21 protein-coding genes are annotated in these 24022 nt (G+C 72.1%); 8 read left to right on the top strand and 13 right to left on the bottom strand.

Going from position 1 to position 24022, the window contains the following annotated elements:
- A partial coding sequence (locus KDK95_RS26985) for an MFS transporter (RefSeq protein WP_212521110.1) occupies positions 1 to 589 on the bottom strand: 589 nt, incomplete at its 3' end.
- A 93-nt stretch (positions 590 to 682) separates the two neighbouring features.
- Between KDK95_RS26985 and KDK95_RS26980 the strand changes: the two genes are divergently transcribed.
- The gene (locus KDK95_RS26980) at positions 683 to 880 is read left to right on the top strand and encodes a hypothetical protein (protein WP_212521109.1); all 198 of its coding nucleotides are present in this window, start codon (positions 683 to 685) and stop codon (positions 878 to 880) included.
- Here the strand turns inward: KDK95_RS26980 and KDK95_RS26975 are convergent.
- Together KDK95_RS26975 and KDK95_RS26970 are read right to left on the bottom strand one after the other, a co-directional pair.
- A complete protein-coding gene (locus KDK95_RS26975) occupies positions 868 to 1230 on the bottom strand; it encodes a hypothetical protein (protein WP_212521108.1) in 363 nt (120 codons plus the stop codon). The genes KDK95_RS26980 and KDK95_RS26975 overlap by 13 nt on opposite strands.
- Positions 1231 to 1232: 2 nt before the next feature.
- Positions 1233 to 3815, bottom strand: a complete 2583-nt coding sequence (locus tag KDK95_RS26970; RefSeq protein ID WP_212521107.1) for an ATP-binding protein — start codon at positions 3813 to 3815, stop codon at positions 1233 to 1235.
- 163 nt (positions 3816 to 3978) lie between these two features.
- Between KDK95_RS26970 and KDK95_RS26965 the strand changes: the two genes are divergently transcribed.
- Positions 3979 to 6942 carry a glycoside hydrolase family 2 TIM barrel-domain containing protein gene (locus KDK95_RS26965; RefSeq protein ID WP_212521106.1) on the top strand — a complete coding sequence of 988 codons (2964 nt, stop codon included), beginning with the start codon at positions 3979 to 3981 and terminating at the stop codon, positions 6940 to 6942.
- Between the two features lie 256 nt (positions 6943 to 7198).
- On the opposite strand, the gene KDK95_RS26960 is transcribed toward KDK95_RS26965, so the two are convergent.
- Together KDK95_RS26960 and KDK95_RS26955 are read right to left on the bottom strand one after the other, a co-directional pair.
- Positions 7199 to 8842 carry a beta-N-acetylhexosaminidase gene (locus KDK95_RS26960; RefSeq protein ID WP_212521105.1) on the bottom strand — a complete coding sequence of 548 codons (1644 nt, stop codon included), beginning with the start codon at positions 8840 to 8842 and terminating at the stop codon, positions 7199 to 7201.
- A 150-nt stretch (positions 8843 to 8992) separates the two neighbouring features.
- Positions 8993 to 10600 carry an AMP-binding protein gene (locus KDK95_RS26955; protein WP_212521104.1) on the bottom strand — a complete coding sequence of 536 codons (1608 nt, stop codon included), beginning with the start codon at positions 10598 to 10600 and terminating at the stop codon, positions 8993 to 8995.
- A gap of 131 nt (positions 10601 to 10731) precedes the next feature.
- On the opposite strand from KDK95_RS26955, the gene KDK95_RS26950 reads away from it, so the two are divergent.
- From KDK95_RS26950 to KDK95_RS26940, 3 genes are read left to right on the top strand one after another with little or no spacing between them, the layout of a single operon-like run.
- A complete protein-coding gene (locus KDK95_RS26950; RefSeq protein ID WP_212521103.1) occupies positions 10732 to 11076 on the top strand; it encodes a VOC family protein in 345 nt (114 codons plus the stop codon).
- 11 nt (positions 11077 to 11087) lie between these two features.
- Positions 11088 to 12827 (top strand): RNA ligase family protein, encoded by a 1740-nt coding sequence (locus KDK95_RS26945; RefSeq protein WP_212521102.1) that lies wholly within the window; start codon positions 11088 to 11090, stop codon positions 12825 to 12827.
- 51 nt (positions 12828 to 12878) lie between these two features.
- Positions 12879 to 13502, top strand: a complete 624-nt coding sequence (locus tag KDK95_RS26940; RefSeq protein ID WP_212521101.1) for a dihydrofolate reductase family protein — start codon at positions 12879 to 12881, stop codon at positions 13500 to 13502.
- 225 nt (positions 13503 to 13727) lie between these two features.
- Here the strand turns inward: KDK95_RS26940 and KDK95_RS26935 are convergent, their stop codons facing one another.
- The 5 genes from KDK95_RS26935 to KDK95_RS26915 all read right to left on the bottom strand — a co-directional run bounded on the left by KDK95_RS26935 (position 13728) and on the right by KDK95_RS26915 (position 18709).
- Positions 13728 to 14552 (bottom strand): metallophosphoesterase family protein, encoded by an 825-nt coding sequence (locus tag KDK95_RS26935; RefSeq protein ID WP_212521100.1) that lies wholly within the window; start codon positions 14550 to 14552, stop codon positions 13728 to 13730.
- 262 nt (positions 14553 to 14814) lie between these two features.
- Positions 14815 to 15915, bottom strand: coding sequence for a Gfo/Idh/MocA family protein (locus KDK95_RS26930; RefSeq protein ID WP_212521099.1), 1101 nt, complete (start codon positions 15913 to 15915; stop codon positions 14815 to 14817).
- Positions 15912 to 16664, bottom strand: a complete 753-nt coding sequence (locus KDK95_RS26925; protein WP_212521098.1) for a sugar phosphate isomerase/epimerase family protein — start codon at positions 16662 to 16664, stop codon at positions 15912 to 15914. The genes KDK95_RS26930 and KDK95_RS26925 overlap by 4 nt, the downstream gene beginning before the upstream one ends.
- Positions 16665 to 16697: 33 nt before the next feature.
- Positions 16698 to 17618 (bottom strand): sugar phosphate isomerase/epimerase family protein, encoded by a 921-nt coding sequence (locus KDK95_RS26920; protein WP_212521097.1) that lies wholly within the window; start codon positions 17616 to 17618, stop codon positions 16698 to 16700.
- Positions 17619 to 17620: 2 nt separating this feature from the next.
- The gene (locus tag KDK95_RS26915) at positions 17621 to 18709 is read right to left on the bottom strand and encodes a Gfo/Idh/MocA family protein (protein ID WP_212521096.1); all 1089 of its coding nucleotides are present in this window, start codon (positions 18707 to 18709) and stop codon (positions 17621 to 17623) included.
- 159 nt (positions 18710 to 18868) lie between these two features.
- On the opposite strand from KDK95_RS26915, the gene KDK95_RS26910 reads away from it, so the two are divergent.
- The gene (locus KDK95_RS26910; protein WP_307844689.1) at positions 18869 to 20068 is read left to right on the top strand and encodes an ROK family protein; all 1200 of its coding nucleotides are present in this window, start codon (positions 18869 to 18871) and stop codon (positions 20066 to 20068) included.
- A 21-nt stretch (positions 20069 to 20089) separates the two neighbouring features.
- Here KDK95_RS26910 and KDK95_RS26905 read toward each other — a convergent pair whose 3' ends face one another.
- Positions 20090 to 21121: an NAD-dependent epimerase/dehydratase family protein gene (locus tag KDK95_RS26905; protein WP_212521095.1), complete on the bottom strand. Its 1032-nt coding sequence runs from the start codon at positions 21119 to 21121 to the stop codon at positions 20090 to 20092.
- Between the two features lie 31 nt (positions 21122 to 21152).
- A complete protein-coding gene (locus KDK95_RS26900; protein WP_212521094.1) occupies positions 21153 to 22358 on the bottom strand; it encodes a damage-control phosphatase ARMT1 family protein in 1206 nt (401 codons plus the stop codon).
- 146 nt (positions 22359 to 22504) lie between these two features.
- Between KDK95_RS26900 and cas6e the strand changes: the two genes are divergently transcribed.
- The gene (gene cas6e, locus KDK95_RS26895; protein ID WP_212521093.1) at positions 22505 to 23203 is read left to right on the top strand and encodes a type I-E CRISPR-associated protein Cas6/Cse3/CasE; all 699 of its coding nucleotides are present in this window, start codon (positions 22505 to 22507) and stop codon (positions 23201 to 23203) included.
- A 154-nt stretch (positions 23204 to 23357) separates the two neighbouring features.
- Positions 23358 to 23816 carry a GNAT family N-acetyltransferase gene (locus KDK95_RS26890; RefSeq protein ID WP_212521092.1) on the top strand — a complete coding sequence of 153 codons (459 nt, stop codon included), beginning with the start codon at positions 23358 to 23360 and terminating at the stop codon, positions 23814 to 23816.
- Positions 23817 to 23831: 15 nt separating this feature from the next.
- Here the strand turns inward: KDK95_RS26890 and KDK95_RS26885 are convergent.
- Positions 23832 to 24022 (bottom strand): alpha/beta fold hydrolase (locus KDK95_RS26885; RefSeq protein WP_212521091.1); only part of this gene is annotated, 191 nt, incomplete at its 5' end.

Raw genomic sequence — 24022 nt, 5'->3', positions numbered from 1 at the left:
GTGCGGGCGAGGTGGGCGGGCCGCGGTGGTGGATCAGGGTTGCGAGGGCCGCGGACAGGGCGTAGCTGGCGATGTCCATGATGACGACCAGGTGGAAGCCGAACAGGACGTAGAGGGCTCCGCCGAGCGGTCCGCCGACGAGCCGGATCACGCCGCCTACCAGCTGCGACAGCGCGTTCGCGGCACTGAGTTCGGGCCCTCGGCCCACAAGGGAGGGTACGAGGGCGCGGCGTGCCGGGTTGTAGAACTGGCTGAACGCGGCCTCCAGGGTGAGCGCCGCGTACACGATCCAGACATCGCCGCGGCCGTGGACGGCGAGCATCGAGCAGACCGCGCCGCCGCGGAGCAGGTCCATCGCGATCATGGTTCGGCGGCGGTCCCAGCGGTCGGCGAAGACGCCCGCCGCCGGGCCGAGCAGGATCGCGGGCAGGGACTCGGCGGTGAGGGTCAGGCCGGTGGCCATCGTCGAGCCCGTCAGCGCGAACACGAAGAACGGGGCGGCGACCAGCAGCAGCCAGTCGCCGATGCTGGACAGGAACTGCCCGGCCAGGACCAGGCGGTAGTCGCGGATCCGCAGGACGGTACGCACGCTCGCCCACCCCTCCGTTAGCACTCTTGAAGTGAGAGTGCTAACTGGATGATGCACCCGTCAGCCGCTTGTGCGCAATGCGGTCAGCTCGTCGTGAGTCTTCCGGCGGTGCTCGGCGGCCCATGCGTCGTCCGGGTTCAGTTCGAGCGAGCGGTCGAAGTCGGCGAGGGCGTCCAGGCGGCGGAGGGTTTCGCCGCGTTCGGCGTGTGCCCGGGAGTACGCGGGGTCGAGGCGGATCGCCTCGGCGTAGTCGGCTTCGGCGAGTTCGTATTCGCCCCTCAGTCGGCGTAGGTAGCCGCGCTGGATCCAGGCCCAGTCGAGGGCCGGATCGAGTTCGACGGCCTGCCGATCGCGCGTACGGCGGACGGATCCGCGAGCGCGTCCGCGTTGCGCGGGTCCTTGGCCAGCTTGACGACCTCGATGTAGCTGACCATCGCCGCCGAGTTCTCGCCCAGCAGCCGCTGCGCGGACGCCTGGGTGGCCAGGGCCCTGACGAGCAGATCGGCGTCCCCGAGCCGCCACGCCGCGAGCACCGCCCGCTCGGCGACGGCCAGGGCCTGCACGGAACGGTCCGCCGCGTTCAGATCGGACGACTCGCCGATCAGCAAGTCGATCGCGCGGCGTGCGGATTCCCGCGGCACGCTCAGTCCTCCTCGGCCAGCAGCCTTAGTCCGGATTTCGCCGCCTCCACCAGCGCGACGTCGATGTCCACCGCCCGCGCGACGTCGGCCGAGTCCGCCTCCTGGAACTCCGACCACGTCGGATACCGCCGGCTGACCGCCTCGCCGACGGACTCTTCGAGGCCCGCGCACCACGCGAGGACCGACGGGCTCAGATACCGCTCGTACGCGCGGACCCGGTTCACCTCGGGATGCTCGGCGAGCCCGCTCCGCACGCCCTTGCGCAGCACCGCGCCGAGGCCGTGCACCGTCTGCTGCGGCACGTCCGCGAAGCTCGCCGGCAGCGCGGGGTGCCCTTCGTCGCAGAGGATCAGCTGCGGCTGGCCGAGTATCTGGCTGATGGAGACCTCGTTCACCAGGCCCTGGTTCAGCCTCGGCCCGGCGAACACGGCCACGTTGAGCGCGGCGTGCGCGGGCGGCGCGTCGAGGTCCGGCGGCAGGTCCGGGTCCGCGCTCGGCGAGTCGGCGCGCAGCACCTGCCAGTAGTACGGCTTGGCCTCCAGTACCGAGCGGACCGCCGCGAAGATCTCCTCGGAACGCGGTTCGCCCTCGGGCAGCGTGACAGAGCACGAAAGGTACGTGGCCTGCCGCGGTGCGGGCACGGCGTCGGCCGGTTCCGCGTACGAGCCCTGCGCGACCTGCTCGGCGAGCCCCAGCATCAGATCGATCACCTGGCTGGACTGTGTGAACATCGTGTGCACGGCGTCCGCGGGCAGCGTGCGGGCCAGCAGCATCAGGGCATTGTTGTAGAGCGACTGGAGCGCGCTGCGGCCGACCTCGTCGTCCAGGCTCGGCCGGGCCGCGAGCTTGCGGATGATCGGGTTGGCGGCGTTCAGGTGCAGGATCAGCGGCTCGTCGGCCTCGGCCAGGAAGTCCTGCACGATGTCCCGGATCGCCGCGGGCATGGCCGCGTCGGCCGCCAGCACGTCCATCTCCCGCCGGCGCTTGCCCTCCCGCGTCTCGGTGAGCACGGCGGGCAGCGCGGCGGGCTCGAAGCGGCTGGCCCGCGCCGTCACCGAGCGGTCCGCGAACATCGCCGCGTACGCCCGCTCAAGCGGCGTGAACCGCGCCGCTTCGCCCGCGTCCAGGGGCTCGAACAGCGCCTCGGCCCCGGCCTCGTCCAGCCGGTTCAGCCGCGCCCGCTCGGGCCACGTCTCCGCGTACTTCTTCAGGAAGCGCTCGGCGAACGCCTCGGTGCAGTCGAACACCCGCACGCCGCGCGCGCCGGCCAGCAGCATGTACTGCTTAGCCGACGCCTCCTCGGTGATGTAGTGAATGATTCGCACGCCGTCGGAGCGCCGCTCCGCGGTTCTCAGGTAGTGGCCGACCGCCATCGGGCCCTGATCCGTCTCCAGCACCGCGAGGTCCGCGACCGCGCGGAAGAAGCGCTCGTGCTCGGGCTGCACCGCCATCGCGAGGAGGTGGTGCGCGTGCCAGCGCATGATCTCGGTGAAGCTGCGGTGGCTGTTCTCGGACAGCTGCGTCAGCTCCCTGACGATTAGATCCCCGAGCGTGCGCCGCACCGCGACCAGCGCCGCGTTGTGCCGGACGCTGTCCCGCGCGGCGTTCGGCGTCAGCTCGTTGCACTCCAGCACGCCCTGCATGAACCGGGCCCACGCCGGCAGCACGTCCCGGTTCGCCGCGCCGACGAACATCCGGCTGATGTACACGTCGACCGTGCCGCGAGCGTTCACATCCGGGGTGTGCCGGTCGGTCACGGCGAGCACGCCGCGGATCCGGCCGGTTCGCTCGCCGCCGGGCGCCTCGGCGTCCGGGAAGCTGAAGGGCTCGTCCACGACCACGACGTGCAGCGCGGTCTCGTCCGCGAATCGCCGGTCCCAGAGGTCGCGGTGCGCCGCGAACCGGTCGTGCTCCGCGGCGTACGTCCGGTGCCACGGCGCGGTGACGGCGTTGGCGGGCTGCGCGTCGTCGTTCACGTAGACGGGCACGCCGATGAAGTCCGCGTACGTGCGGACGATGTGCTTGATCCGGACGCTGTCGAGGTAGCGCGTGTGCTCCGGGCGGACGTGCAGGATCACGGTCGTGCCGATGTTCTCGCGGTGCCCGGGCCGCACCGAGTACTCCCGGCCGCCGTCGCTCTCCCAGCGCAGCGCCTCGTGCCCGGCCGCCCTGGTCACGACACTCACCCGGTCCGCGACGATGAACGCGCTCAGCAGGCCGATCCCGAACTGGCCGATCAGCTCGACGGTCCGGTTCCGGTCGGCGGCCACGATCCGCTCGCGCAGCTCGTTCGTCCCGGAGCGGCCGATCGTCGAGAGGTACGCGTCGATCTCGGCGTCGGTCAGTCCGCAGCCGTTGTCCGCGATGCGGATCTCCTGCGCCGCGCGGTCCACCTCGACCGAGATCCGCGGCGCCGGCGGCGCCCCCTCGGCGCGATCGCGCGCGAGCTCGGCCCGGCGGGTGACCGAGTCGTGGGCGTTCTGGATCATCTCGCGCAGGAAGACGTCCGGATCGGCGTACAGGTTCTGCGCGAGGAGCCGGATTAGGCCCTCGAGCTGGATCTGGAATACGCGCTGCTCGGACATTCCTCCTGCCCCTCCGCTCGGCACGCCCCCGTGAGCGTGGTCCGCGTCGCCGACGATGCTATCCGACGGGGCGGATTCCGCCGCGGATGTTGTCCCGGGGGCCCGGTCATCATTAAGCTTCAAACGCAACCGCACATGAGTAAACAGGACAGGACGGATTCTCATGTCCACTGACGTCGATGTCACCTACGTCGAGTCCCCCGCGCCCGGACACGGCAGACTCCGTCCCCGCGCCTGCTTCGGCTCCGACGTGCCCGCGGTGGACCTCGACGGAGACTGGCGCTTCCGGCTCGCCGCGGGGCTCGGCGACCTGACGGCCGGCTTCCAGGAGCCCGGCTTCCAGGACATCGGCTGGGACGAGATGCCGGTTCCGGCGTTCTGGCAGCTCAACGACTACGGGAAGGCCGCCTACCTGAACATCGACTACCCGTTTCCGGTCGATCCACCGCGGGTGCCCGACGCGAACCCGACCGGCGAGTACCGGCGCGGGTTCGAGCTGCCCGCCGACTTCCCGCTCGAGCGGGCCGTACTGCGCTTCGAGGGCGTGGACTCCTGCTTCGCGGTGTGGGTCAACGGCGTCCTGCTGGGCGACGGCAAGGGCAGCCGGCTGCCCACCGAGTTCGACGCGTCCCGGGCGGTCCGGCACGGCCGGAACGTGGTCGCGGTCCGGGTGCACCAGTGGTCAGCCGGCAGCTACCTCGAAGACCAGGACATGTGGTGGATGTCCGGGATCTTCCGCTCGGTGCGGCTGCTGGCCCGCGGGCTGGAGGACTATTTCGTGCACGCCGACTACGACCACGTGACCGGCACCGGCACGCTCAGTGTCGAGACCACCGCGCCGAACGCTCGCCTGAGCGTTCCGGAGCTCGGCCTGGCGGACGTCGACCCGGCCGGGCCGTACACCGCGGCCGTCCAGCCGTGGTCCGACGAGGCCCCGAAGCTGTACGAGGGCGAGCTCGTCGTGGACGGCGAGCGCGTGCCGCTGCGCATCGGCTTCCGCCGTGTGCTCGTCGAGGACGGGCAGATCACCGTCAACGGCCGCCCGATCCTGCTCCGCGGCGTCAACCGGCACGAATGGCACCCGCGAACCGGCCGCACGCTCGACCGGGAGACGATGCTCGCCGACGTGCTGCTGATGAAGCGGCACAACGTCAACGCCGTCCGCACCAGCCACTACCCTCCGCACCCGGACTTCCTCGCCCTGTGCGACGAGCACGGCCTATGGGTGATCGACGAGTGCGACTACGAGACGCACGGCTTCGAGTCGCTCGGCTGGGCCGGGAATCCGAGCGCCGAGCCGGTCTGGCGCGAGGCGCTGCTCGACCGCGCGGCGCGCATGGTCGAGCGGGACAAGAACCACCCGTCGATCATCATGTGGTCCCTCGGCAACGAGGCGGGCGACGGCGAGAACCTGGCCGCCATGGCCGCGTGGATCCGCGGCCGCGACGGCAGCAGGCTGATCCACTACGAGGGCGCCTGGCGCAGCTGCGCGTACGTCGACGTGTACTCGCGGATGTACGCGGGCCACGAGGAGGTCGACGAGATCGGCCGCCGCGTCGAGGCCGCGACCGAGAACCCGGCCGACGACGCGCACCGCCGCGCGATCCCGTTCATCCAGTGCGAATACGGCCACGCGATGGGCAACGGCCCCGGCGGCCTGCGCGACTACCAGGACCTGTTCGAGAAGTACCCGCGGCTGGCCGGCGGCTTCATCTGGGAGTGGATCGACCACGGCATCGAGCAGACCGACGAGGACGGCGTCACCTTCTACGCGTACGGCGGCGACTTCGGCGAGGAGCTGCACGACAGCAACTTCGTCGCCGACGGCCTGATCTTCCCGGACCGCACCCCGTCGCCCGGCCTGCTCGACTTCAAGAAGGTCGTCGAGCCCGTACACGTTACGGTCGCCGCCGACGCGCGCACGCTGGAAATCCGCAATCTGCACCACAGCCGCGATACCGGCTACCTGCGCTGGGAGTGGAACCTCGAGGCCGGCGGCGTCGAGATCGCGGCCGGCGCCCTGGAGATCGAGCCGGTCGCGCCGGGCGAGTCCCGCACCGTCGCCTGGCCGAAGGAAGCAGTGGACCCGGCGGCCGACGCGGCGGGCGACGGCGAGCTGTGGCTGACCGTGCGCGGCGTCCTCGCGGCCGACGAACTGTGGGCCGAGGCGGGCCACGAGATCGCCTGGGGCCAGGGACGTATCGAGGCCGACGCTGGCGCGGACGCCGCAGCCGCTGCTGCTCGGCAGGCTGCGACTTCCGCGGCGGCCAGGACCCCGGAGGTGGCCGACGGCGTCATCCGGCTCGGCGACGCCACATTCGACGCACAGACCGGCGTCCTGCGCAGCATCGGCGGCATCGACGTCGAAGGCCCGCGCCTGGACATCTGGCGTGCGCCGATCGACAACGAGGTCTGGGGCGAGCACGGCCCGCGCCACGAGCCGCTCAACTCGCGCTGGCACGGCGCCGGCCTGCACCGGATGCACCACAAGACGCTCGGCGTCAGCGTGGCCGAGAACGGGCTCGAGGTGCGTACGCGGCTCGCCGCGGCGGCCGTCGGCTTCGGCCTCGACGTGCTCTACCGCTGGGCCACGGACGAGGCCGGCGTGCTGTGGCTCGACGTCGTCGTCGACCCCTACGGCGCCTGGACCGTCCCGCTGCCGCGCCTCGGCGTCGCGCTGACGCTGCCCGGCGAGTACGACCACGTCGAGTGGTTCGGTCTCGGCCCCGGCGAGGCCTACCGGGACGCGGCCAACGGCACGAGAGTCGGCAGGTACCGTGCGTCGGTGGCGGAACTGCAGACGCCGTACGTGCGCCCGCAGGAGAACGGCAACCGCCACGACGTGCGCTGGGCCCGCATCACCGACGCGGCCGGCGACCGTGGCCTCTCGGTGCTCGGCGCGCCGGTCGTCGACGTGAGTGTGAAGCCGTGGTCGACGCGGGAACTCGAGGCCGCGAAGCACCGCAATGAACTGCGACCCGACGGCAGGATCCACGTGCACCTCGACCACGCCCACCAAGGCGTCGGCAGCGCGGCCTGCGGACCGCTGCTGCCCGAGAAGGACACGCTGCACGCCGCGCACGCCGAGTTCCGGATCGGCTTCGCGGAGATCGACGGCGAATCGTAGGCCGGATCGTCGGGTGACGGCCCAGTCCGGTCGTGGCACGGACCGTCGGGCCACGGCCAGGACCGTCGGGTCGCGGCCAGGACCGTCGGGCCACGGCCAGGACCGTCGAGTCCCGGCCCGGTCCGTCGAGTCCCGGCCAGGACCGTCGGGTCACGGCCAGGACCGTCGGGTCGCGGCCCGGACGGTCACGGGCCCTAAAGCCGGGGGCGGCGGCAGTCGCTGACGATTGCCGCCGCCCCCGAACCAATACCTGCGCCTAATCCCTGATGTCGGCCGTGACCTGCGCGATGTGCGCCGCGCGCTGTTCGCGGGTGGACGGCCGGCCTGGGACGCCCGGCCGCTTCTGCCAGGGCAGCGGCCCCTCCTCATGCCGGTACTCCACGCCGAGCGCGTCGAGTCTGGCCAGGTGCTCGTCGAGCCGGACGCGGAATTCGGCGTAGTCGCGCTTGCCGTTCGTCCACAGTGCCTCGGCGATCGCGCACAGCCGCGGCCAGACGTAGAAGTCGATCATGCGGGGCGAGTCGATGTGCTCGGTCCACACGTTCGCCTGGCCGCCCAGCACGTGCGCGGCGGATTCCGCCGACAGCCCCTCCGGCACCGGCTCGAAGCCGTAGGTGTCCTCGACGGTCAGCGGGATCGAGACCGGGATGGGCTCGTCCGGCGACTCCGACTGGCGGTAGTCGAGGTAGACCGCGTGATCCGGGCAGGCCACGACGTCGTAGCCGCGGTTCGCCGCCGTCACCGCGCCGGTCATGCCGCGCCACGAGGCGATGACGGTGCCCGCGGGGAGGTTCGCCCCCTCCAGCATCTCGTCCCAGCCGTACGCGCGGCGGCCGCGGCCGGCGACGTGCGCGCTCAGCTCGCTGATGAACCAGGTCTGCAGCCCCTTCTCGTCGCCGAGCCCGCGTTCCCGGATCAGCTGCTGCGTGCGCTCGTCGGCCTCCCACCGGTCCTTCGGGCACTCGTCGCCGCCGAGCCCGATCAGCTCGCCCGGGAACAGGTCCATCAGCTCGTCGAGCACGCCTTTGTAGAACTCGATCGTCGACTCCTCGGCGCCGAGCACGTTGTGGTTGACTCCCCAGCGCGTCCACACTTCGAGCTGCTGGCCGGGCTTGATCCCGAGCTCCGGATACGCGGCGATCGCGGCCTGCGAGTGGCCCGGGATGTCGATCTCGGGCACGACCGTGATGTGCCGCTCGGCCGCGTACGCCACGATCTCGCGGATGTCGGCCTGCGTGTAGAAGCCGCCGTGTGGACGGCCGTCACCCGGCGCATCGCGCGCGGCTCCGAGCTGCGACTCGCGCCGCCAGCCGCCGACCGAGGTGAGCTTCGGATAGCGCAGGATCTCGACACGCCAGCCCTGGTCGTCGGTCAGATGCAGGTGCAGGGTGTTGAGACGGTGCACGGCCATCAGGTCGATGAACCGCAGCACTTCGCGCTTGACCATGAAGTGCCGCGACACGTCCAGCATCGTCCCGCGCCACCGGAACCGCGGGCCGTCCGTGATGCTCACCGCCGGCACCGACCACCGCACGTCGTACGCGAACGCGTGCCGGTACACGGTCGGCGGCAGCAGTTGCAGCAGCGCCTGGCAGCCGTAGAACACGCCCGCCGCGCCGCCTCCGGCGATGCGGACACCGGACGAGTCCACGTCCAGCTCGTACGCCTCGGCGCCGAGCCCGGGCTTGAGCGACAGCAGGATCGCCGAATCCACCGGCCCCCGCCTGTCCCCGCGCTCCTCGTCCGTGAGCAGCGGCAAGCCAGTCGGCGCCCGCAGCGCCGACTGCAACCAGCGCGCCGTGCCGGCCAGCGACGTGTCGCCGACCCGGATCACCGTCGCCTCGGTCAACGAGAACTCGCCGTCCTCGGCCAGGTACGTCGTGGGGCGGGGCAGCAGCATGAGCCCGGCACTTCCTCTCCCTGCAAAGGTAAAAGGTCTGGACCAATGTCCAGGGTCCATACTGGCCAAGGACCGGGCCCGCTGTCACCCCATATCCGTCCGCCGGGCCGATTACGGCCGCGTACGTCCCGTCACGCCGTCACGCAGCCGTCACGCCTTCTCGCGGTCGCGGAGCTCTCGCCGCAGGATCTTGCCGGAGGCGGACTTGGGGACGACGTCGATGAACTCGACGACGCGCACCTTCTTATAGGGCGCGACGCGCTCGGCGACGTAGTCCATCACCTGCTGCCCGGTCAGGGCGTCGGCGCCGCGCCGGACGACGAAGGCCTTGGGGACCTCCTCGCCGTCGGCGTCGTGGACACCGATGACGGCGGCGTCGGCGATCGAGGGGTGAGTGAGCAGCAGGGCCTCGAGCTCGGCCGGCGCGACCTGGTAGCCCTTGTACTTGATCAGCTCCTTGATGCGGTCGACGATGGTGACGCAGCCGCGCGCGTCCACTGTCGCCACGTCGCCGGTGTGCAGGAAGCCGTCGGCGTCGATCATCGCGTCGGTCGCGTCGGCGTCGTCGAGGTAGCCGAGCATCACGTTCGGGCCCTTGATGCACAGCTCGCCGCGCTCGCTCACGCCCGACTCGGGCTTCGGGATCTCCTTGCCGGTGGCCGGGTCGAGCAACTTGTTCTCCGAGTTCGGCACGGCGAAGCCGACGCTCTCGCAGGACACTTCGCCGGCCATGGCCTCCGGCGTGAAGTGCGAGACCGGGCTCAGCTCGCTCATGCCGTAGCCCTGCAGCACGGCCACCCCGAGCCGGTCGGCCAGCGCGCGGCCGAGGTCGCCGTCGAGCGGGGCCGCGCCGCAGAACAGCACGCGCAGGCTGCTCAGGTCGTAGTCCTCGACCGCCGGGTGCTTGGCCAGCGCGACGGCGATCGGCGGGGCGATGAACGCGAAGGTGACCCGGTGCCGGGCGATCGCGCCGAGGAATTCGGCGAGGTCGAAACGCGGCATCGTGACCAGCGTGGAGCGCCGGCGCAGCGCGTAGTTCAGTAGCACGGTCATGCCGTAGATGTGGAAGAACGGCAGCACGGCGATCACGACATCGTCGCGCTGCACGCCGATCCGGTCCTCGATCTGCGCGATGTTCGCGACGAGGTTGCGGTGGCTCAGCCGCACGCCCTTGGGCCGTCCCGTCGTCCCGGACGAGTAGGGGAGCGCGGCGAGTTGCGTCGCCGGGTCGAGTTCGACCTCGGGCGGCTGCGGCGCCGAGGCGATGAGGGTTCTGAGCACCGGACGGCCGGCGTGCGCGGCGTCTCCGGTCTCGCGCAGCAGGATGACGCGGTCGGCGGGCAGCCCGGCCGCCTCGGCACCGGCCAGCGCATTCGCGGCGACGATCGGGTCGGCGAGCATCGCGACCGCGTGGCTCGCCTTGAGCTGCTTGGCGATGTCCTCCGGCGTGGCCAGCACCGGCATCGTCGTCACGGCCGCACCGGCGCGCAGGACGCCGTGGAACGCGACGCCGTAGTCCGGGCCGTTCGGCGCGTGCAGAGCGACGACCTCGCCCGGCGCGACGCCGATCGCGCTCAGGGCCCCGGCGGTCGCGACCACATCGTCGCGCAGCTCACGGTACGTGACCGCATTCCCGGTCGGCACGTCGACGAACGCCGTGCGGTCCAGGTCGGCCGCCGGATCGAGGTTTGCGAACAGGTAGTCGTAGAGCGAGACGTCCGGGATGGACACCGGCGGGAAGGGGCTCGCGAAGGTCATCTGCGTCCTTGCAGCTTGGCGGCGGTTTTCGAGCTGGTCGTCAGGCGCAGAGTATCCGAACTCATGACACGGCGCAGCCCCTCGGGCGCCGTGGTGTCGGATGAGGCGACCTGCGTGGAAGACTGCCCGGCATGGAAATCGACATGGTGTTCGCCGGCATGCCGGTCACCAACCTCGCCGGGGCCGTCGACTGGTACACCCGCCTCATGGGCCGCGGGCCGGACATCCCGGTCAACGACACCGAGGTGATGTGGCAGTGCGCGCAGAGCGCGTTCGTCTACGTCGTCCTCGACCCGGAGCACGCGGGCGGCTCGGTGGTCTCGGTGTCCGTGCCGGACCTGGACGCGGCGGTGGCCGAGGCGGCGGCCCGCGGCGTGCTCGCCGCGGCGATCGAGCACGTCGGCGCGGCCGGCAGGCGGGCGACCTGCACGGATCCGGACGGAAATCGCGTCGCCCTGATCCAGATCAATCAGTAACGTCTGGGCGCATGCGTGTCCACTACCCGCGCACGGCGCATCTGCCGTGGTCCCCAGGCGCCACCTCCGACGACATCCGCGCGGGCGATCTGCGCGGGTTGGCCGGGCGGGAGGTCGTCGTCACCGAGAAGCTCGACGGCGAGAACACCACGCTCTACAACGACGGCCTGCACGCCCGTTCCCTCGACTCGGCGCACCACCCCTCGCGCGCCTGGGTGAAGGCGCTGCAGAGCCGGGTCGGGTCGCAGATCCCTGACGGCTGGCGCGTGTGCGGCGAGAACATGCACGCCAGGCACTCGATCGCGTACGGCGACCTCGACTCGTGGTTCTACGGCTTCTCCGTGTGGGACGACGCCGACCACTGCCTCAACTGGGACGCCACGGTGCGCTTCCTGCGCGGACTCGGGATCCCGACGCCGCCGGTGCTCTGGCGCGGCACGTTCGACGAGACGGCCGTCAGGGCCCTGCGGCTCGACCTGGCCAGGCAGGAGGGCTACGTCGTCAGGGCGGTCGCCGGCTTCGACCGTGCGGAGTTCACGGCGCGCGTCGCCAAGTGGGTCCGGCCGAACCACGTGCAGACCGACACGCACTGGATGCACGCCGAGATCGTGCCGAACGGACTCGGTCGGAGCAGCACGTTCTGGGCATTGAGGTCGGGGGCGTCCGTTGACGCATCTAACCTTCTGACTGCGCTGAACCTCGACGGCGATGTCTACGCCCGGCACGATCCGGTCATCGAGGAGACGCTCGGCCGGGTGGACGCGACACATCGGCTCGGCGATGTCCGCCTCATCGCCGCGATCGCCGCCGCGCTGCACCACGAGGACCGCGGCTCCATCGCCGCGCGCCTGGCCGCCGGCCCCCTCGGCATGCCGCTCGCCAGGCGCGTGGCCGACCTCGTGGGCCTCTTCGGCCGCCTGCACACGCCGTTCCCCGACGAGCAGCGTCGCAGCGGGCTGGCGCGGATGTCCCTCGCCGCCGATCTCGTCGCGCTGCACGCGATCGCCGAAGCCGTGCTCCGCACGAAGCCGGAGGACGCCGCCGCACGCGAGCAGGTCCAATGGTCGGCGCTGTACGCCGAGGACTCCGGCCTGCTGGTTCCCGAACCGTGGCAGCCCCTTCGCGACGGCCTGCGGACCGAACTGGCCGACCTGCCGCGCGACGCCGCCAACCGATGCTGGGCCCAGGCGCGCGCCGCGTGGGCCGACGGCAGGCTGGCGAGCGTCGAGGAGGCCGTCGCGGCGACGTGGAAGTGGCGCGGCGGCGCCTTTCCGCAGCTCATCCAGGTGGTCGGCCCGTCCGGTAGCGGGAAGAGCCGCTTCACCGCCGGGCTGTCCGGCGAAGTCGCGTGCGTCGTCAGCATGGACGACATACGTCAGGAGCGAGGCTCGCGCGCCGACCAGCGGTCGAATCCCGAGATCCTGACTGCGGCGCTCGCGAGGCTCGAATCCGCACTCGGCGACGCCGGGGCCGGAGCACGCGTCGTCTGGGACGCGACCGGGCTCAACCGTCCGCAGCGCAACCTCGTACTGCGCGCCGCCCACGCCGCCGACGCGTACGTCACCCAGGCTGTCTTCCTCGTCGACGGGGCCGTCCTCCGTGCCCGCAACGCCACCCGGCGGAACCCCGTCCCGGACGCCGTCCTGACCGGCCAGCTCCACCGCTATCAGCCCCCGTACCCGGCCGAGGCGCACCGGATCTGGTACCTCGACGGCGCGGGCGCTACCGCGGACGCCGACGGCGAGCTATAGTCAGGGGACCGAAAAGAAAAGTTGTCGGTCAATCGGGAGGGCGTCACAGCCATGAGGAAGATCACCGCGGGACTGTTCACATCGGTAGACGGCGTCGTCGGCGAGCCGCAGACCTGGCATTTCCCCTACTTCTGCGAGGAGCTCGGCGCGGCGGTCGGCGAGCAGCTCGGCTCCGCCGACACGATCCTGTTCGGCCGGGTCACCTACGACAGCTTCGCCGGAGCGTGGCCGGCCCGCGAAGAGGCGGGTGAGCAGGACGCGCAGATGGCCAAGGCGATCGGCGACGCGCGCAAGATCGTCGTCTCGCACTCGCCGCTGGAGTTCACCTGGCGCAACTCGGAGCAGCTGCAGGGCGGCCTCGTCGAGGGCGTGCGCGCCCTGAAGGCCGAGCCGGGCGAGGGCGCGATCGGGCTCAGCGGCTCGGTCTCGGTCCTCCGCCAACTGCTGGCCGCGAACCTGGTCGACGAACTGCACCTCTACGTGCACCCGGTCGCGGTCCGCAAGGGCATCCGCCTGTTCGAGGACGCCGACACGCCGATCCCGCTGACGCTGCTGTCCTGCACCGCGTTCAAGAGCGGCACGGTGCACATGGTCTACGGCCCGAGCGAGGGCCCGGCGCTGGAGAACCAGGACCCGGTCGCGGCGAAGATCGAGAACGACTATCAGGGGGCGTAGGCGCTCTCCACACCGACGAGCACGCTAACCCAAGTTAACAGGCCCAACGGCGCCTGCGCCGAACTCGGCACGGGCAGGCTGAGATGTGCCGGTCGGCTGTCCCGGCATGGGTCCTGCGTGCGCCGAACGGCGAGGCGGGCGGGCCGAAGTGCGCCGGTCGGCTGTCCCGGCAGGGTCCTGCGTGCGCCGAACGTGGCCGGGGGCGGGCTGGGGTGCTCCGGTCGGCTATCCCGGCAGGATCCTGCGTAGCCCGCTCGGGCCGCCGCGGGGCTGCCATTCCCTCGGGTAGCCGAGCGAGACCTCTTCGAAGCGGACGCCGTCCTCCCACGTCGTGCGGGGGATGTGCAGGTGGCCGTAGACGACGGCCTTCGCGGCGTAGCGCAGGTGCCAGTCGGCGGTGCGGGTCGTGCCGCACCACTGGGCGAACTCCGGGTAACGCAGCTTCCTGGTGGGCTCGCGGGTGAGCGGGAAGTGGTTGACGAGCACGGTCGGCAGGCCTTCCGGACGCTCGGCCAGGCGGCGCTCGGTCTCCTCGATCCGGGCGGCGCACCACTCCTCGCGGGTGGCGTACGGGTCCGGGTGCAGCAGGGCCTCGTCCGCGCAGACGACGCCGGTTTCGTACGCGTAGGCGAGGCCCGCCTCCTTCGTCCTGGTGCCCGGCGGATGGAAGGAGTAGTCGTACAGGAGGAACAGCGGCGCGACGACCACGGGACCGCCCTCGCCGTCCCAGACGGCGTACGGGTCCTCGGGTGTGAGCACGTCCAGCTTGCGGCACAGCTCGACGAGCTGGTTGTAGCGCTCGACGCCGCGCGACTGGACGGGGTCGGTCTTCGGCGTCCAGAGCTCGTGGTTGCCCGGGACCCAGATGACCTTCTCGAAGCGGGAGCGCAGCGAGTGCAGGGCGCGGGCCACGTCGGTGAAGCGTTCGGCGACGTCGCCGGCGACGATCAGCCAGTCCTCGGCCGACTCGGGCCTCAGCGATTCGACGTGCTCGCGGTTCTCCGCGTAGGCCACGTGCACGTCGCTGACCGCGAACAGGGTTCCCGGCATTGCCTCAGGCCCGCCTTCCTCGCCGTGTCCCGAAAGACCCGCATGACCTTTCGCGAGCCGCGCACCTCTCGCGATCCGCGCGAATTCGCGCCAGTCATGCGAATTCGCACGATCCACGTAGCGCCGCTCGGGCCCCGGGGGCCGCGCAGAGCCCCGCGGAACGGAGCCGCCCGCCACCCGCAAGATCCGTAAGACATCGTAGCGGGCTCCCCGTCCGGCGACCGGACGGGGAGCCCGCCACCCCCCTGACTCGGGAATCAGCTCAGAGCGTCGCCTCGCGCGGGTCCCACGCGACCGGCAGCGGCTCCGGCTTGCGGAGGTCGGCGGCCACCTTCTGGAAGGCGCCGTCGGCCACCGAGTTGGAGATCGCCGCCATCACGTCGAGCACGTGCATGCCGAGCTCGCCGGACGCGCGGTGCCCGGTGCCCGAGCGCAGGGCGCGGGCCATGTCGACGACGCCGATGCCGCGGCCGGCCTCGGTGCCCTCGATCGGCAGCTCGCTCCATTCCTCCTCGCCCGGCTTCCGGAGCAGCAGCGGACCGCCGAAGGTGTTCGGGTCCGGCAGCGCGAGGGTCGCCTCGGTGCCGCCGATCTCGAGGACGCGCTTGAACGCGGGCGAGTCGAAGCTGAAGGTGGACGAGGCGCCGCAGCCCCCGGCGAACTCCAGCAGCGCCGAGACGTGCGTGGGGACCTCGACCGGGAAGGTCGCGCCCGCGTTCGGGCCGGAGCCGACGACCCGGGTGGTCCGCGACTTGCGGCCGGTGGCGGCGACGGAGGAGACCGGGCCGAGCGCGGCGACGAGGGCGGTCAGGTAGTACGGGCCCATGTCGAACAGCGGGCCCGCGCCCTCCACGTAGAAGAACGCGGGGTTCGGGTGCCAGCCCTCCGGGCCCATGCTCTCCAGCGCCGACGTCGCGGCGACCGGCTCGCCGATCACCCCCGCGGCGACCGCGCGCAGCGCCGACTGGATGCCCGCGCCGAGGAACGTGTCCGGCGCGTTGCCCACCTTCAGGCCCCGCTCCGCCGCCTCGGCCAGCACCGCGCGGCCGCCGGCCACGTCCAGCGCGAGCGGCTTCTCCCCGTACACGTGCTTGCCGGCCCGCAGCGCGGCCAGGGCCACCTCGGCGTGCGCGGCCGGGATCGTGAGGTTGACGACGATCTCCACCTCGGGGATCGCGAAGGCGTCCTGCGGCGACCCCGAGACCTCGATCCCGTACTCGCCGGCGGCCTGCGCGGCGCGCGCCTCGTCGATGTCGGCGAGCGCGAGCACCCGGACGTCCGGAAACTCCGTCAGGTTACCGAGGTACTGCCCGCTGATGTTGCCGGCGCCGATGATGGCGACGCCGACCGGCCCCGTGCTCAATTGCCGTTCCCTTCGAGTGCGTCGACGAACGCGCGGCTCTCCCCGATGGCGGCGAACAGGTCCGTGGCGCACTCGTCGAACTCGATGATGCGCCAGGCGTTCGCGGGCGCGGCGGCCAGCACCTCGGCCACCGGCATGGCGCCGGTGCCGGCGGCGACGTTGGGCTCGCCCTTCTTGAGCGGGCCGTCCTTCACGTGCAGGCACTCGACCCGCGGGCCGAGGCTGCCCAGCACCTTCGGCACGTCCGCGCCGCCGACGGCCGCCCAGTACGTGTCGATCTCCAGGAACACCTCGGGCGCGAGCAGTTCGGCGAGTATCTCGAGGCCGTGCTTGCCGTCGAGGACGGGCTCGAACTCCCACCAGTGGTTGTGGTAGCCGAGGCGCAGGCCGTGCGCGGTGGCCTTCGCGGCCAGCGCGTTGAGCAGGTCGGCCGCGCGCTCCAGGCCCTCGCGGGTGGTGAAGTCCTCCTGCGCGATGCCGGCGGGCACGACCGCCAGGTCGGTGCCGAGGGTGGCGATGGCCTCGAAGGTCGGGCCGGGCTCGGGGTCGAGCAGGCTCATCGCGTGCGCGCTGGAGACGACGAGGCCGAGGTCGTCGGCGACCTTGCGGAAGCCGCTCGGGTCCTCGGTCGGCCGGAAGGGCTCGACGGCGCCGAAGCCGAGCTCGGCGAGCCGGCGCAGTACGCCGTCGCGGTCCTCGGCGATCTCGGCGCGGACGGTGTAGAGCTGCACGCTCAACGGGTGGGACATGCTTTCTCCTCCTTGACGATGGTCGGTCGGCGTTCAGCCCGTGATCAGCGGCCGCAGCGTGCGGTGCGCGATCTCCAGGCCCTGCTTCACCTTGGCCTCGGTGCCGCTCCACACCGGGTCCTCGTGCTCCACCGAGAGGACGCCGGTGAATCCGCCCTCGTACAGCGCGTCGACCACGCCGCTCCAGTCCACCTGGCCGCGGCCGGGCACCCGGTAGCGCCACCAGCCCTCGTCCCAGGGGTGCTCGCGGGTGATCGTCTTGCCGAAGAACCCGTAGCGGTTGCGCGCAGCCGGGTCGAGCTGGGCGTCCTTGGCCTGCGCGTGCGGGATCCGGTCCACGTACGGCTTGAGCGCGGTCACCGGGTCGATGCCGAGCCAGAGCAGGTGCGAGGGGTCGTAGTTCAGGTACAGGCCGAGCGAGAACATCCACTCCCACAGCTCGGGGGAGTAGGCGATGTTGCCCGGGTAGCCGTCCGGGTGCCAGCCCTCCATGACGCAGTTCTCGATGATGATCTTCACGTCGCGCTCTCCCGCGTACTCCACCAGCGGCGGCAGCACGCGCTCGGCGAGCTCGACGTTCTCCTTCACCGACAGGCCGGGGTGGCGTCCGATGAACGTGCCGACCGTCTCGACGCCGAGCAGTGCCGCGGCGTCCACGGCACGCTTGACGTGCGCGGCGATCTCGGCGCGCCGGGCCTCGTCGGGGTGCAGGTTGTTCTCGTAGTACGCGAGCGACGAGAGCGTCAGCCCGTGCTTCTCGAACAGCTCGCCGACCTGCTCCGCCTCGCCGGCGCCGAAGTTCGCGACGTCGATGTGGCTGGCCTCGAAGTCCCGGCTGCCGGTGGACGGCCACACGGCCACCTCCAGCGCCTCGTATCCGGCGTCGGCGGCCCACGCGGCGATGTCGGGCAGCGGGAGTTCGGGCAGGCAGGCGGTCAGGAAGCCTAGTTTCACCGTCAGACCTCGATCCAGTTGCGGGAGTGGGCGGAGCGCAGCACGGCGTCGGTGATCCGGGCCGTGCGGGCGGCGTCCGCGAAGGTCGGGTAGAGCGGGTCCGTGCCGGTACCTGAGCCGGCGCGGACGGCGTCGTAGACGTCGGCGACGAAGGCGGCGAAGCAGTCGCGGTAGCCGAGCGGGTGGCCGGCCGGGACCGGGCTCAGGCGCGCGGCCTCGGCGGAGAGCGTTCCGGGGTCGCGGATCACGCTCTCGGTGTGCTCCCGGCCGCCGAACAGCAGCGTCTCGGGGGCCTCCTGGTCGAAGGAGACGCTGTGCTCGGCGCCGTCCACCTCGAACCACAGCCGGTTCTTTCGGCCCGGCGAGACCTGCGAGACGACGACGCTGCCGGTCGCGCCGAGGTCGGTGCGGAACACGACGTGCACGACGTCTTCGGTCGCCACCGACCCGTTTTGCGCACGCTCCGGGTGCACGGTCTGCGTCACTGCCGTCAGTTCGCTGATGCGGTGGCCGGTGACCCACTCGACCAGGTCGCACCAGTGCGAGCCGATGTCGGCGAAGGCGCGCGAGGCGCCTCCGGCGGCGGCGTCGACGCGCCAGTTGTCGTCCGTGGGCCGCAGGAGCCAGTCCTGCAGGTAGTGGCCGTGCAGCAGGCGCACCGGGCCGATCGCGCCGCTGCGCACCCGGTGGCGCGCCTCGGCGGCCATCGCGTGATAGCGGTAGACGAACGGCACCGCGTTGATCAGGCCGCTGCCTTCGGCGAGCGCGGCGAGCGCGTCGGCGTCGGCGGCGTCCACGGACAGCGGCTTCTCGCAGACCACGTGCTTGCCGGCCGCCAGCGCGAGCCGGACCAGCGGCCCGTGCAGGTCGTTGGGCGTGCAGATGTGCACCACGTCCACGTCGTCCGCGGCGATCAGTTCCTCCGAGGAGTCGAACGAGCGCTCCGCGCCGAGCCGGGTCGCGGCGGCCTTGGCGCGCTGAGCGCTGGACGCCGAGACGCCGACCACGCGCGCCCCGGCCCGTCGCGCGGCGTCCGCGTGCACGGCGCCGATCATGCCGGTGCCCGCGATCGCGATGCGCAGCGGCTGCATGCAGTTCCTCCCTCGAGTTCCGTCAACGTTTCCGGAAACCGCCGAACGCGGCTCGGTTTACGTCCGGCAACGACGGTATGCGGCCCCTTTACGCCTGACAAGAGTCATGATTACGCTTACTTCTGTCATAAAGAGCCCGGCAGACGAACAGGGGCCCGCGTGCCGTCGAAGATCGCAAACTCCGCCGAGGAGCGCCGGCTGGCCGGCCTCAGCGAGCTGGCCTGCCTGGTCGCGGACGGGGTCGCCACCACCCGCAGCGCCCTGATCGCGGCGACCGGGCTCTCCCGCTCGGCGGTCGCGCAGCGGGTGGACCTGCTGATCGAGCGCGGCCTGCTCGTCGAGTCCGAGCCGCTCGCCACCGACCGCGGGCGGCCGCCGTACTCGCTCGACCTCGCCTCCGACGAGGCGCTGGTGCTCGGCGTCGACCTCGGCGCCACGCACAGCCGGATCGCGCTGACCACGCTCGGCGGCCGGGTGCTCGCGGACGAGGCCCGCGAGATCGACATCAACGCCGGGCCCGAGCGGATCCTCGGCGGGGTGGCCGAGCAGATCGCGAAGCTCTGCGAGGCGAACGGCCGGGCCCCGGAGAGCCTGCGCGCCATCGGCATCGGGGTGCCCGGACCGGTCGAGGCGGAGAGCGGCACGGTCGTGCGCCCGCCGATCATGCAGGGCTGGGACGGCTACCGGGTGCCCGCGTTCTTCGAGGGCCGCTATCCGGTGCCGGTGCTCGTCGACAACGACGTCAACATGATGGCCTTCGGCGAGTACGTGCACCGGCGCGAATCAGAGCACCTGCTCTTCGTCAAGGTCGGCACGGGCATCGGCTGCGGCATCGTCGCCGGCGGCGTGCTCCACCGCGGCGCGTCCGGCGCGGCCGGGGACATCGGGCACATCGGGCTGCCCGGGCACGACGACGTGCTCTGCCACTGCGGCAACGTCGGCTGCGTCGAGGCCGTCGCGTCCGGCTCGGCGCTCGCGGCGGCGCTGCGGGCCGAGGGCCTCGACGCGCGGCGGGCGGGCGACGTGGTGCGGCTCGTCTCCGAGGGCCACCCGGTCGCCCGCCGCCAGGTGCGGCTGGCCGGGCGCGCGATCGGGGAGGTGCTGGCCGCGCTCGTGTCCTTCCACAACCCGGACACGATCGTCGTCGGCGGGGTCCTCGCCCAACTGCACGAGGACCTGCTCGCCGACATCCGCGGCGTCATCTACCGCAGGGCCCTGCCGCTCGCCACGCGCACCCTCAAGATCGAGAACTCGATGCTGGGCGAGCAGGCGGGCGTGCTCGGCTCGGCGCGGCTGGCCTCGCGCCACCTGCTCTCCCCGCGCGGCATCGGCGCGTTCCTCGAGGCCAGGCGCCGCTGACGTCCGCCGCGCCGCCGACAGTCAGCGCGCCGCGAGGTAGGCGTCCTCCGCGGCGTAGTCGAAGAACCTCGCGAAGTACGCATCCCGCGGCGACGGCAGCACGCCGCGCGGGTCGCCCGAGCGGTGGACGTCGAACAGCCAGTCGACCTCTTCGGCCACCGTGCCCGCGTAGTCGCCGACCGGCTTGTAGCCCAGCTTCAGGGACGCGGTGGTGTCGAGGATGACGGGATGCGGGCCGTCCCACGGCGTGCGGCCGAGGCCAGGCTCGGCCGTGTCGTCGAGCAGCACCTCGTTCCACGAGTGCCCGAGCTGCCGCGCGATCGTCTTGGCGATCTCGCGCACGCTCGGCGCGTCCGGATCCGCGCTGTTCAGGATGCGTGCCCCGGGCCGGTGGGCGACGGTCTCGATGAGGGCGGCGATGTTGGCCGCGGCCGTCGGCTGCACGATCCCGGCACCTCGCGCGCTCAGCAGCACGGCCGGGCGCCGGTCCAGCACGCGCTTGACGAACACCCACTCGCGCGGCCGCCGCGCGCCCACGCCGTGCACCCGCGCGGGGCGCAGGATGCTGATCGGCAGTCCGCTGTCCAGGGCGACGAGCTCGGCGGCGACCTTGTTCGGGCCGTAGCCCTCGGGGCTGCGGTGGTCCATGTCGCCCGGCGGCAGCGTCGCCTGCGACTCGGTGATCGGACCGCCGTAATCGGGGGCCGCGTCAGAGTTCGCGTGGCGGCCGGCGGCGTCGACGTACACGGCCTTGCTGGAGATCAGAACGGCGGACGAGGCGCGCGCGGCGAGCGGCAGCAGCAGGCGCGCGTCTGCTGCGGTGTAGCAGACGCAGTCCACGAGCAGGTCGGCGCCGTCGCCCAGCACCTCGCCCAGCCGTGCGGCGTCCGCGCGATCGGCCTGGTGGAAGCGCACGCCGGCAGCCGCCAGATCCGGAGGCAGCCGCCCGGGATCACGGCCGGCCACCTCCACCCGCCAGCCCGCCGCGGCCAGCCGCCGCGCCGTCGCTCCGCCGATCATTCCGGTTCCGCCGAGAATCAGGGCTCGAAGCATCCCTCGATGCTACTGCCGCGGCCGCGTCAGGTCAGCGGCGCACTTCGGTGAACTGGATCACCGCGTGCCTCCCCGCGAACCGCCAGTCGGGCGACCCGGCGTCCAGCGCGGCGGCCGCGGCCTCGGTCAGCCCGACGGCGACCTCGGACTTGCACGTGCGCAGCGCGGCGACCGGGCCGGGCAGATACCCGGTCAGGTCGGCGAACGGGGTCGTCACCGGCCAGAACCGGTCGCCGACCAGCCGCCGGTAGTTCAGGTCGCCCTTGAAGACCGTCAGTGTCGCCGAGCCGATCGCGGCGACGATCTCGGGCGGGAACGCGTGGAAGCCGAACGGCGAGCAGAAGAACGCCGGCGCCTCGAACCGTACGCGTCCGTCCGTGCAGTACCCCCAAAGCCGTCGTCCCGCGTCACCGGCGAGGCCGGGTGCGGCCACCAGGCGGCGCAGCAGGGCGACGGCGTCCTGCGTCATCGCGTCCGACACGTAGTAGGGACGCGGCTTGAGGTAGACCGTCGCGCTCGTCGCGCGTCCGGTCGTGATCAGATGCTCGATCAGGAGGAGATCGGGCAGCAGCTCCTCGGCCGCGTTGTCCGCGACGAGGTTCACTCGTCCAGGCTCACGCTCGTTCAGATGCGCCCAGATGGCGGCGCTGTCGTCCACGATCAGCGACACGCCGACCGGCGCGCCCGCGATCAGCTGGAAGCCGAGGTCGGCCTGGTTGCCCGCGACGCAGGCGTGCAGCACCGCCGAATCCCGCTCCGCGGCCGACATCCCGTCGAGCGCCCCGTACGCCGCGAGCTCCCGGTCCACCGCGGCCCCGGCCAGGCCGTCCGCCTTCATCGGACCGAAGGGGTCCACGCCGCGCCAAGGACCGGCAAAATACCCCGTAGCCGACAGAAGTCTGCGATAGAAATAGCTCTCGGACCAGAGGAACGGCACGTCCGTCCAACGCAGCCCCCTGCCGAAGTAGGGCGCGCCCCACTCGGTCCACTCCGCGCGGTCCCCGGCGGCCGCGAGCTCGGCGCCGGGGTCGAGCGGCTGCAGCGTGCCGGTCAGCGTCTCCTCCTCGAGGCGGTGCAGCGCGTCCAGCTGAGCGGGTCCGTACGGCAGCGCGTGGCGCACCTGCGCGAACAGGCGGGGATGGCGGTCGTGGAAGACGGTATAGGCGAACTCGGCCGGATCGGCCGCGGTGACGACGCGCGCTTCGGGCAAGCCGAGAGAGTCGGCGGCGAGGCTCATGGCCCCGACGCTACCGGCTGCGATCTTCCCGTGCGAGACGGCCGGAGGACTACCCTGGTTGACGTACACGGAAAGTCGCGCCTCAGGGACAAGCACGAGGGGATTGTTGATTGAGGTCTACGGCGAGCGAGGGAGAGGAGCGGGACGTGCCGGCGGTCACGTTCGTGGCCTGCCAGAGTGTGCTGGAGCTGGATCTCGGCCACGTCACCGCGCAGCGCGCGGTGCTCGACCCGCAGTTCCTGCACAAGATGGTGATGAGCGGCTTCTACGGCTGGGTCGCCGAGGGTGAACCGAACCCCCGGGCCCAGCTGCGGGTGCTGCACGCCGCGCGCGCCGACCTCGGGGACGACCTGCTCACGATCGTCACCCAGTCCCGCGTGCAGCCGGACTGGGACCGGCTGGCGCGCGCCGCGCTGCGCACCCGGCCGCGCACGCTGAAGGTCGAGCTGCAGATCGAGACAGGGCGCAGGTACGCCTTCCAGACGATCGTGCACCCCACCCGGGACTCCGGGCCGCAGCGCCGCAGGAGGGACCTGACGGACCCGAAGGACGTGCTCGCCTGGTTCCTGGACCGGCTGCAGCCGGAGGGCGAGCCGCCGTTCTCCGCCGACGGCCGGCGGGTGCGCCGCATCGGCGCCGACGCGCAGACCGAGCACCTCGAGGTCAGGGTGCTGCCCGCGGTCCAGGAGATGCGGGACCGCCCCCGGCAGCGGCTGACCCGCTCGGAGATCGCCGGCGAGCTGACCGTCACCGACCCGGCCGCCTTCGCCGACGTGCTGCAATCCGGCCTCGGCCGCTCCCGCTCGCTCGGCTGTGGTCTGGTACTGGTCGAACCTCTAGACTGAGCTACGCACCATCGCCCCGCCGTCGCGGGGAAAAAGCCCGGCCCTGTCGTTCCCCGGAGCGGCAGGGCGCTCGCTTCTCTGCGAGGCGTCCCCGGTGCCCGTGCACGCCGGAATCCCGTTGACGTCGGCCGCCCCGGGCGCTTGGCTGAGCCGCGTGCGGATCACGGAGCTCACCGAGCGGCATGCCGCCGACATCGTCACCTGGCGCTATCCCGCGCCGTACCGCCGCTACGACCTCGACGGCGCCGATCCCGCGTACTTCCTCGACCCGGCCAACGGCATGTTCGCGCTGGTGGACGAGGGCGACCAGCTCATCGGCTACCGCTCCTTCGGCCCGGACGGCCGGGTCCCCGGCGGCGCGTACGACGATGCGGCGCTGGACACCGGCGGCGGCCTGCGCCCGGAGCTGACCGGCCGGGGTCTGGGCCGTCGCGCGATCGCCACGGGCCTGGCGTTCGGACGCGAGCGGTTCGCCCCTCGCGCCTACCGGGTGACGGTGGCCGACTTCAACGCCCGTGCGCGGCGGGTGGTCGAATCCCTCGGCTTTGTCCGCACGTCGGGCTTCGCGGCCGAGACCGACGGAAGCCTCTTCGGCATCTACCTGCTGGAGTAGCGCGGCAGCTGCCTCTCAGGCCCGCTGCGTGTTCGCGACGATCTCGTCGATGATCGGGTCCCACAGCTCGCGCGGCAGGTCGTGGCCCATGCCGGGGTACGTGCGCAGGATCGCGCCGGGGATGGCGGCCGCGGTCGCCTTGCCGCCGGAGACGTTGATCAGCGGGTCGGCCTCGCCGTGCAGGACGAGGGTGGGCGTGGCGACGT

This window comes from Actinospica acidithermotolerans (assembly GCF_018139625.1).
Classification (GTDB): Bacteria; Actinomycetota; Actinomycetes; order Streptomycetales; family Catenulisporaceae; genus Actinospica; species Actinospica acidithermotolerans.
This window is presented reverse-complemented; position numbering and strand designations above follow the sequence as displayed.

Coding starts and splice junctions, on each gene's coding strand:
- KDK95_RS26935 (WP_212521100.1), bottom strand. CDS start 14,552: ATGCCGGGAACCCTGTTCGCGGTCAGCGACGTGCACGTGGCCTACGCG.
- KDK95_RS26960 (WP_212521105.1), bottom strand. CDS start 8,842: ATGCTGCTGCCCCGCCCCACGACGTACCTGGCCGAGGACGGCGAGTTC.
- KDK95_RS26900 (WP_212521094.1), bottom strand. CDS start 22,358: ATGAGCCTCGCCGCCGACTCTCTCGGCTTGCCCGAAGCGCGCGTCGTC.
- KDK95_RS26965 (WP_212521106.1), top strand. CDS start 3,979: ATGTCCACTGACGTCGATGTCACCTACGTCGAGTCCCCCGCGCCCGGA.
- KDK95_RS26925 (WP_212521098.1), bottom strand. CDS start 16,664: ATGTCCCACCCGTTGAGCGTGCAGCTCTACACCGTCCGCGCCGAGATC.
- KDK95_RS26945 (WP_212521102.1), top strand. CDS start 11,088: ATGCGTGTCCACTACCCGCGCACGGCGCATCTGCCGTGGTCCCCAGGC.
- KDK95_RS26915 (WP_212521096.1), bottom strand. CDS start 18,709: ATGCAGCCGCTGCGCATCGCGATCGCGGGCACCGGCATGATCGGCGCC.
- KDK95_RS26970 (WP_212521107.1), bottom strand. CDS start 3,815: ATGTCCGAGCAGCGCGTATTCCAGATCCAGCTCGAGGGCCTAATCCGG.
- KDK95_RS26905 (WP_212521095.1), bottom strand. CDS start 21,121: ATGCTTCGAGCCCTGATTCTCGGCGGAACCGGAATGATCGGCGGAGCG.
- KDK95_RS26955 (WP_212521104.1), bottom strand. CDS start 10,600: ATGACCTTCGCGAGCCCCTTCCCGCCGGTGTCCATCCCGGACGTCTCG.
- KDK95_RS26940 (WP_212521101.1), top strand. CDS start 12,879: ATGAGGAAGATCACCGCGGGACTGTTCACATCGGTAGACGGCGTCGTC.
- KDK95_RS26950 (WP_212521103.1), top strand. CDS start 10,732: ATGGAAATCGACATGGTGTTCGCCGGCATGCCGGTCACCAACCTCGCC.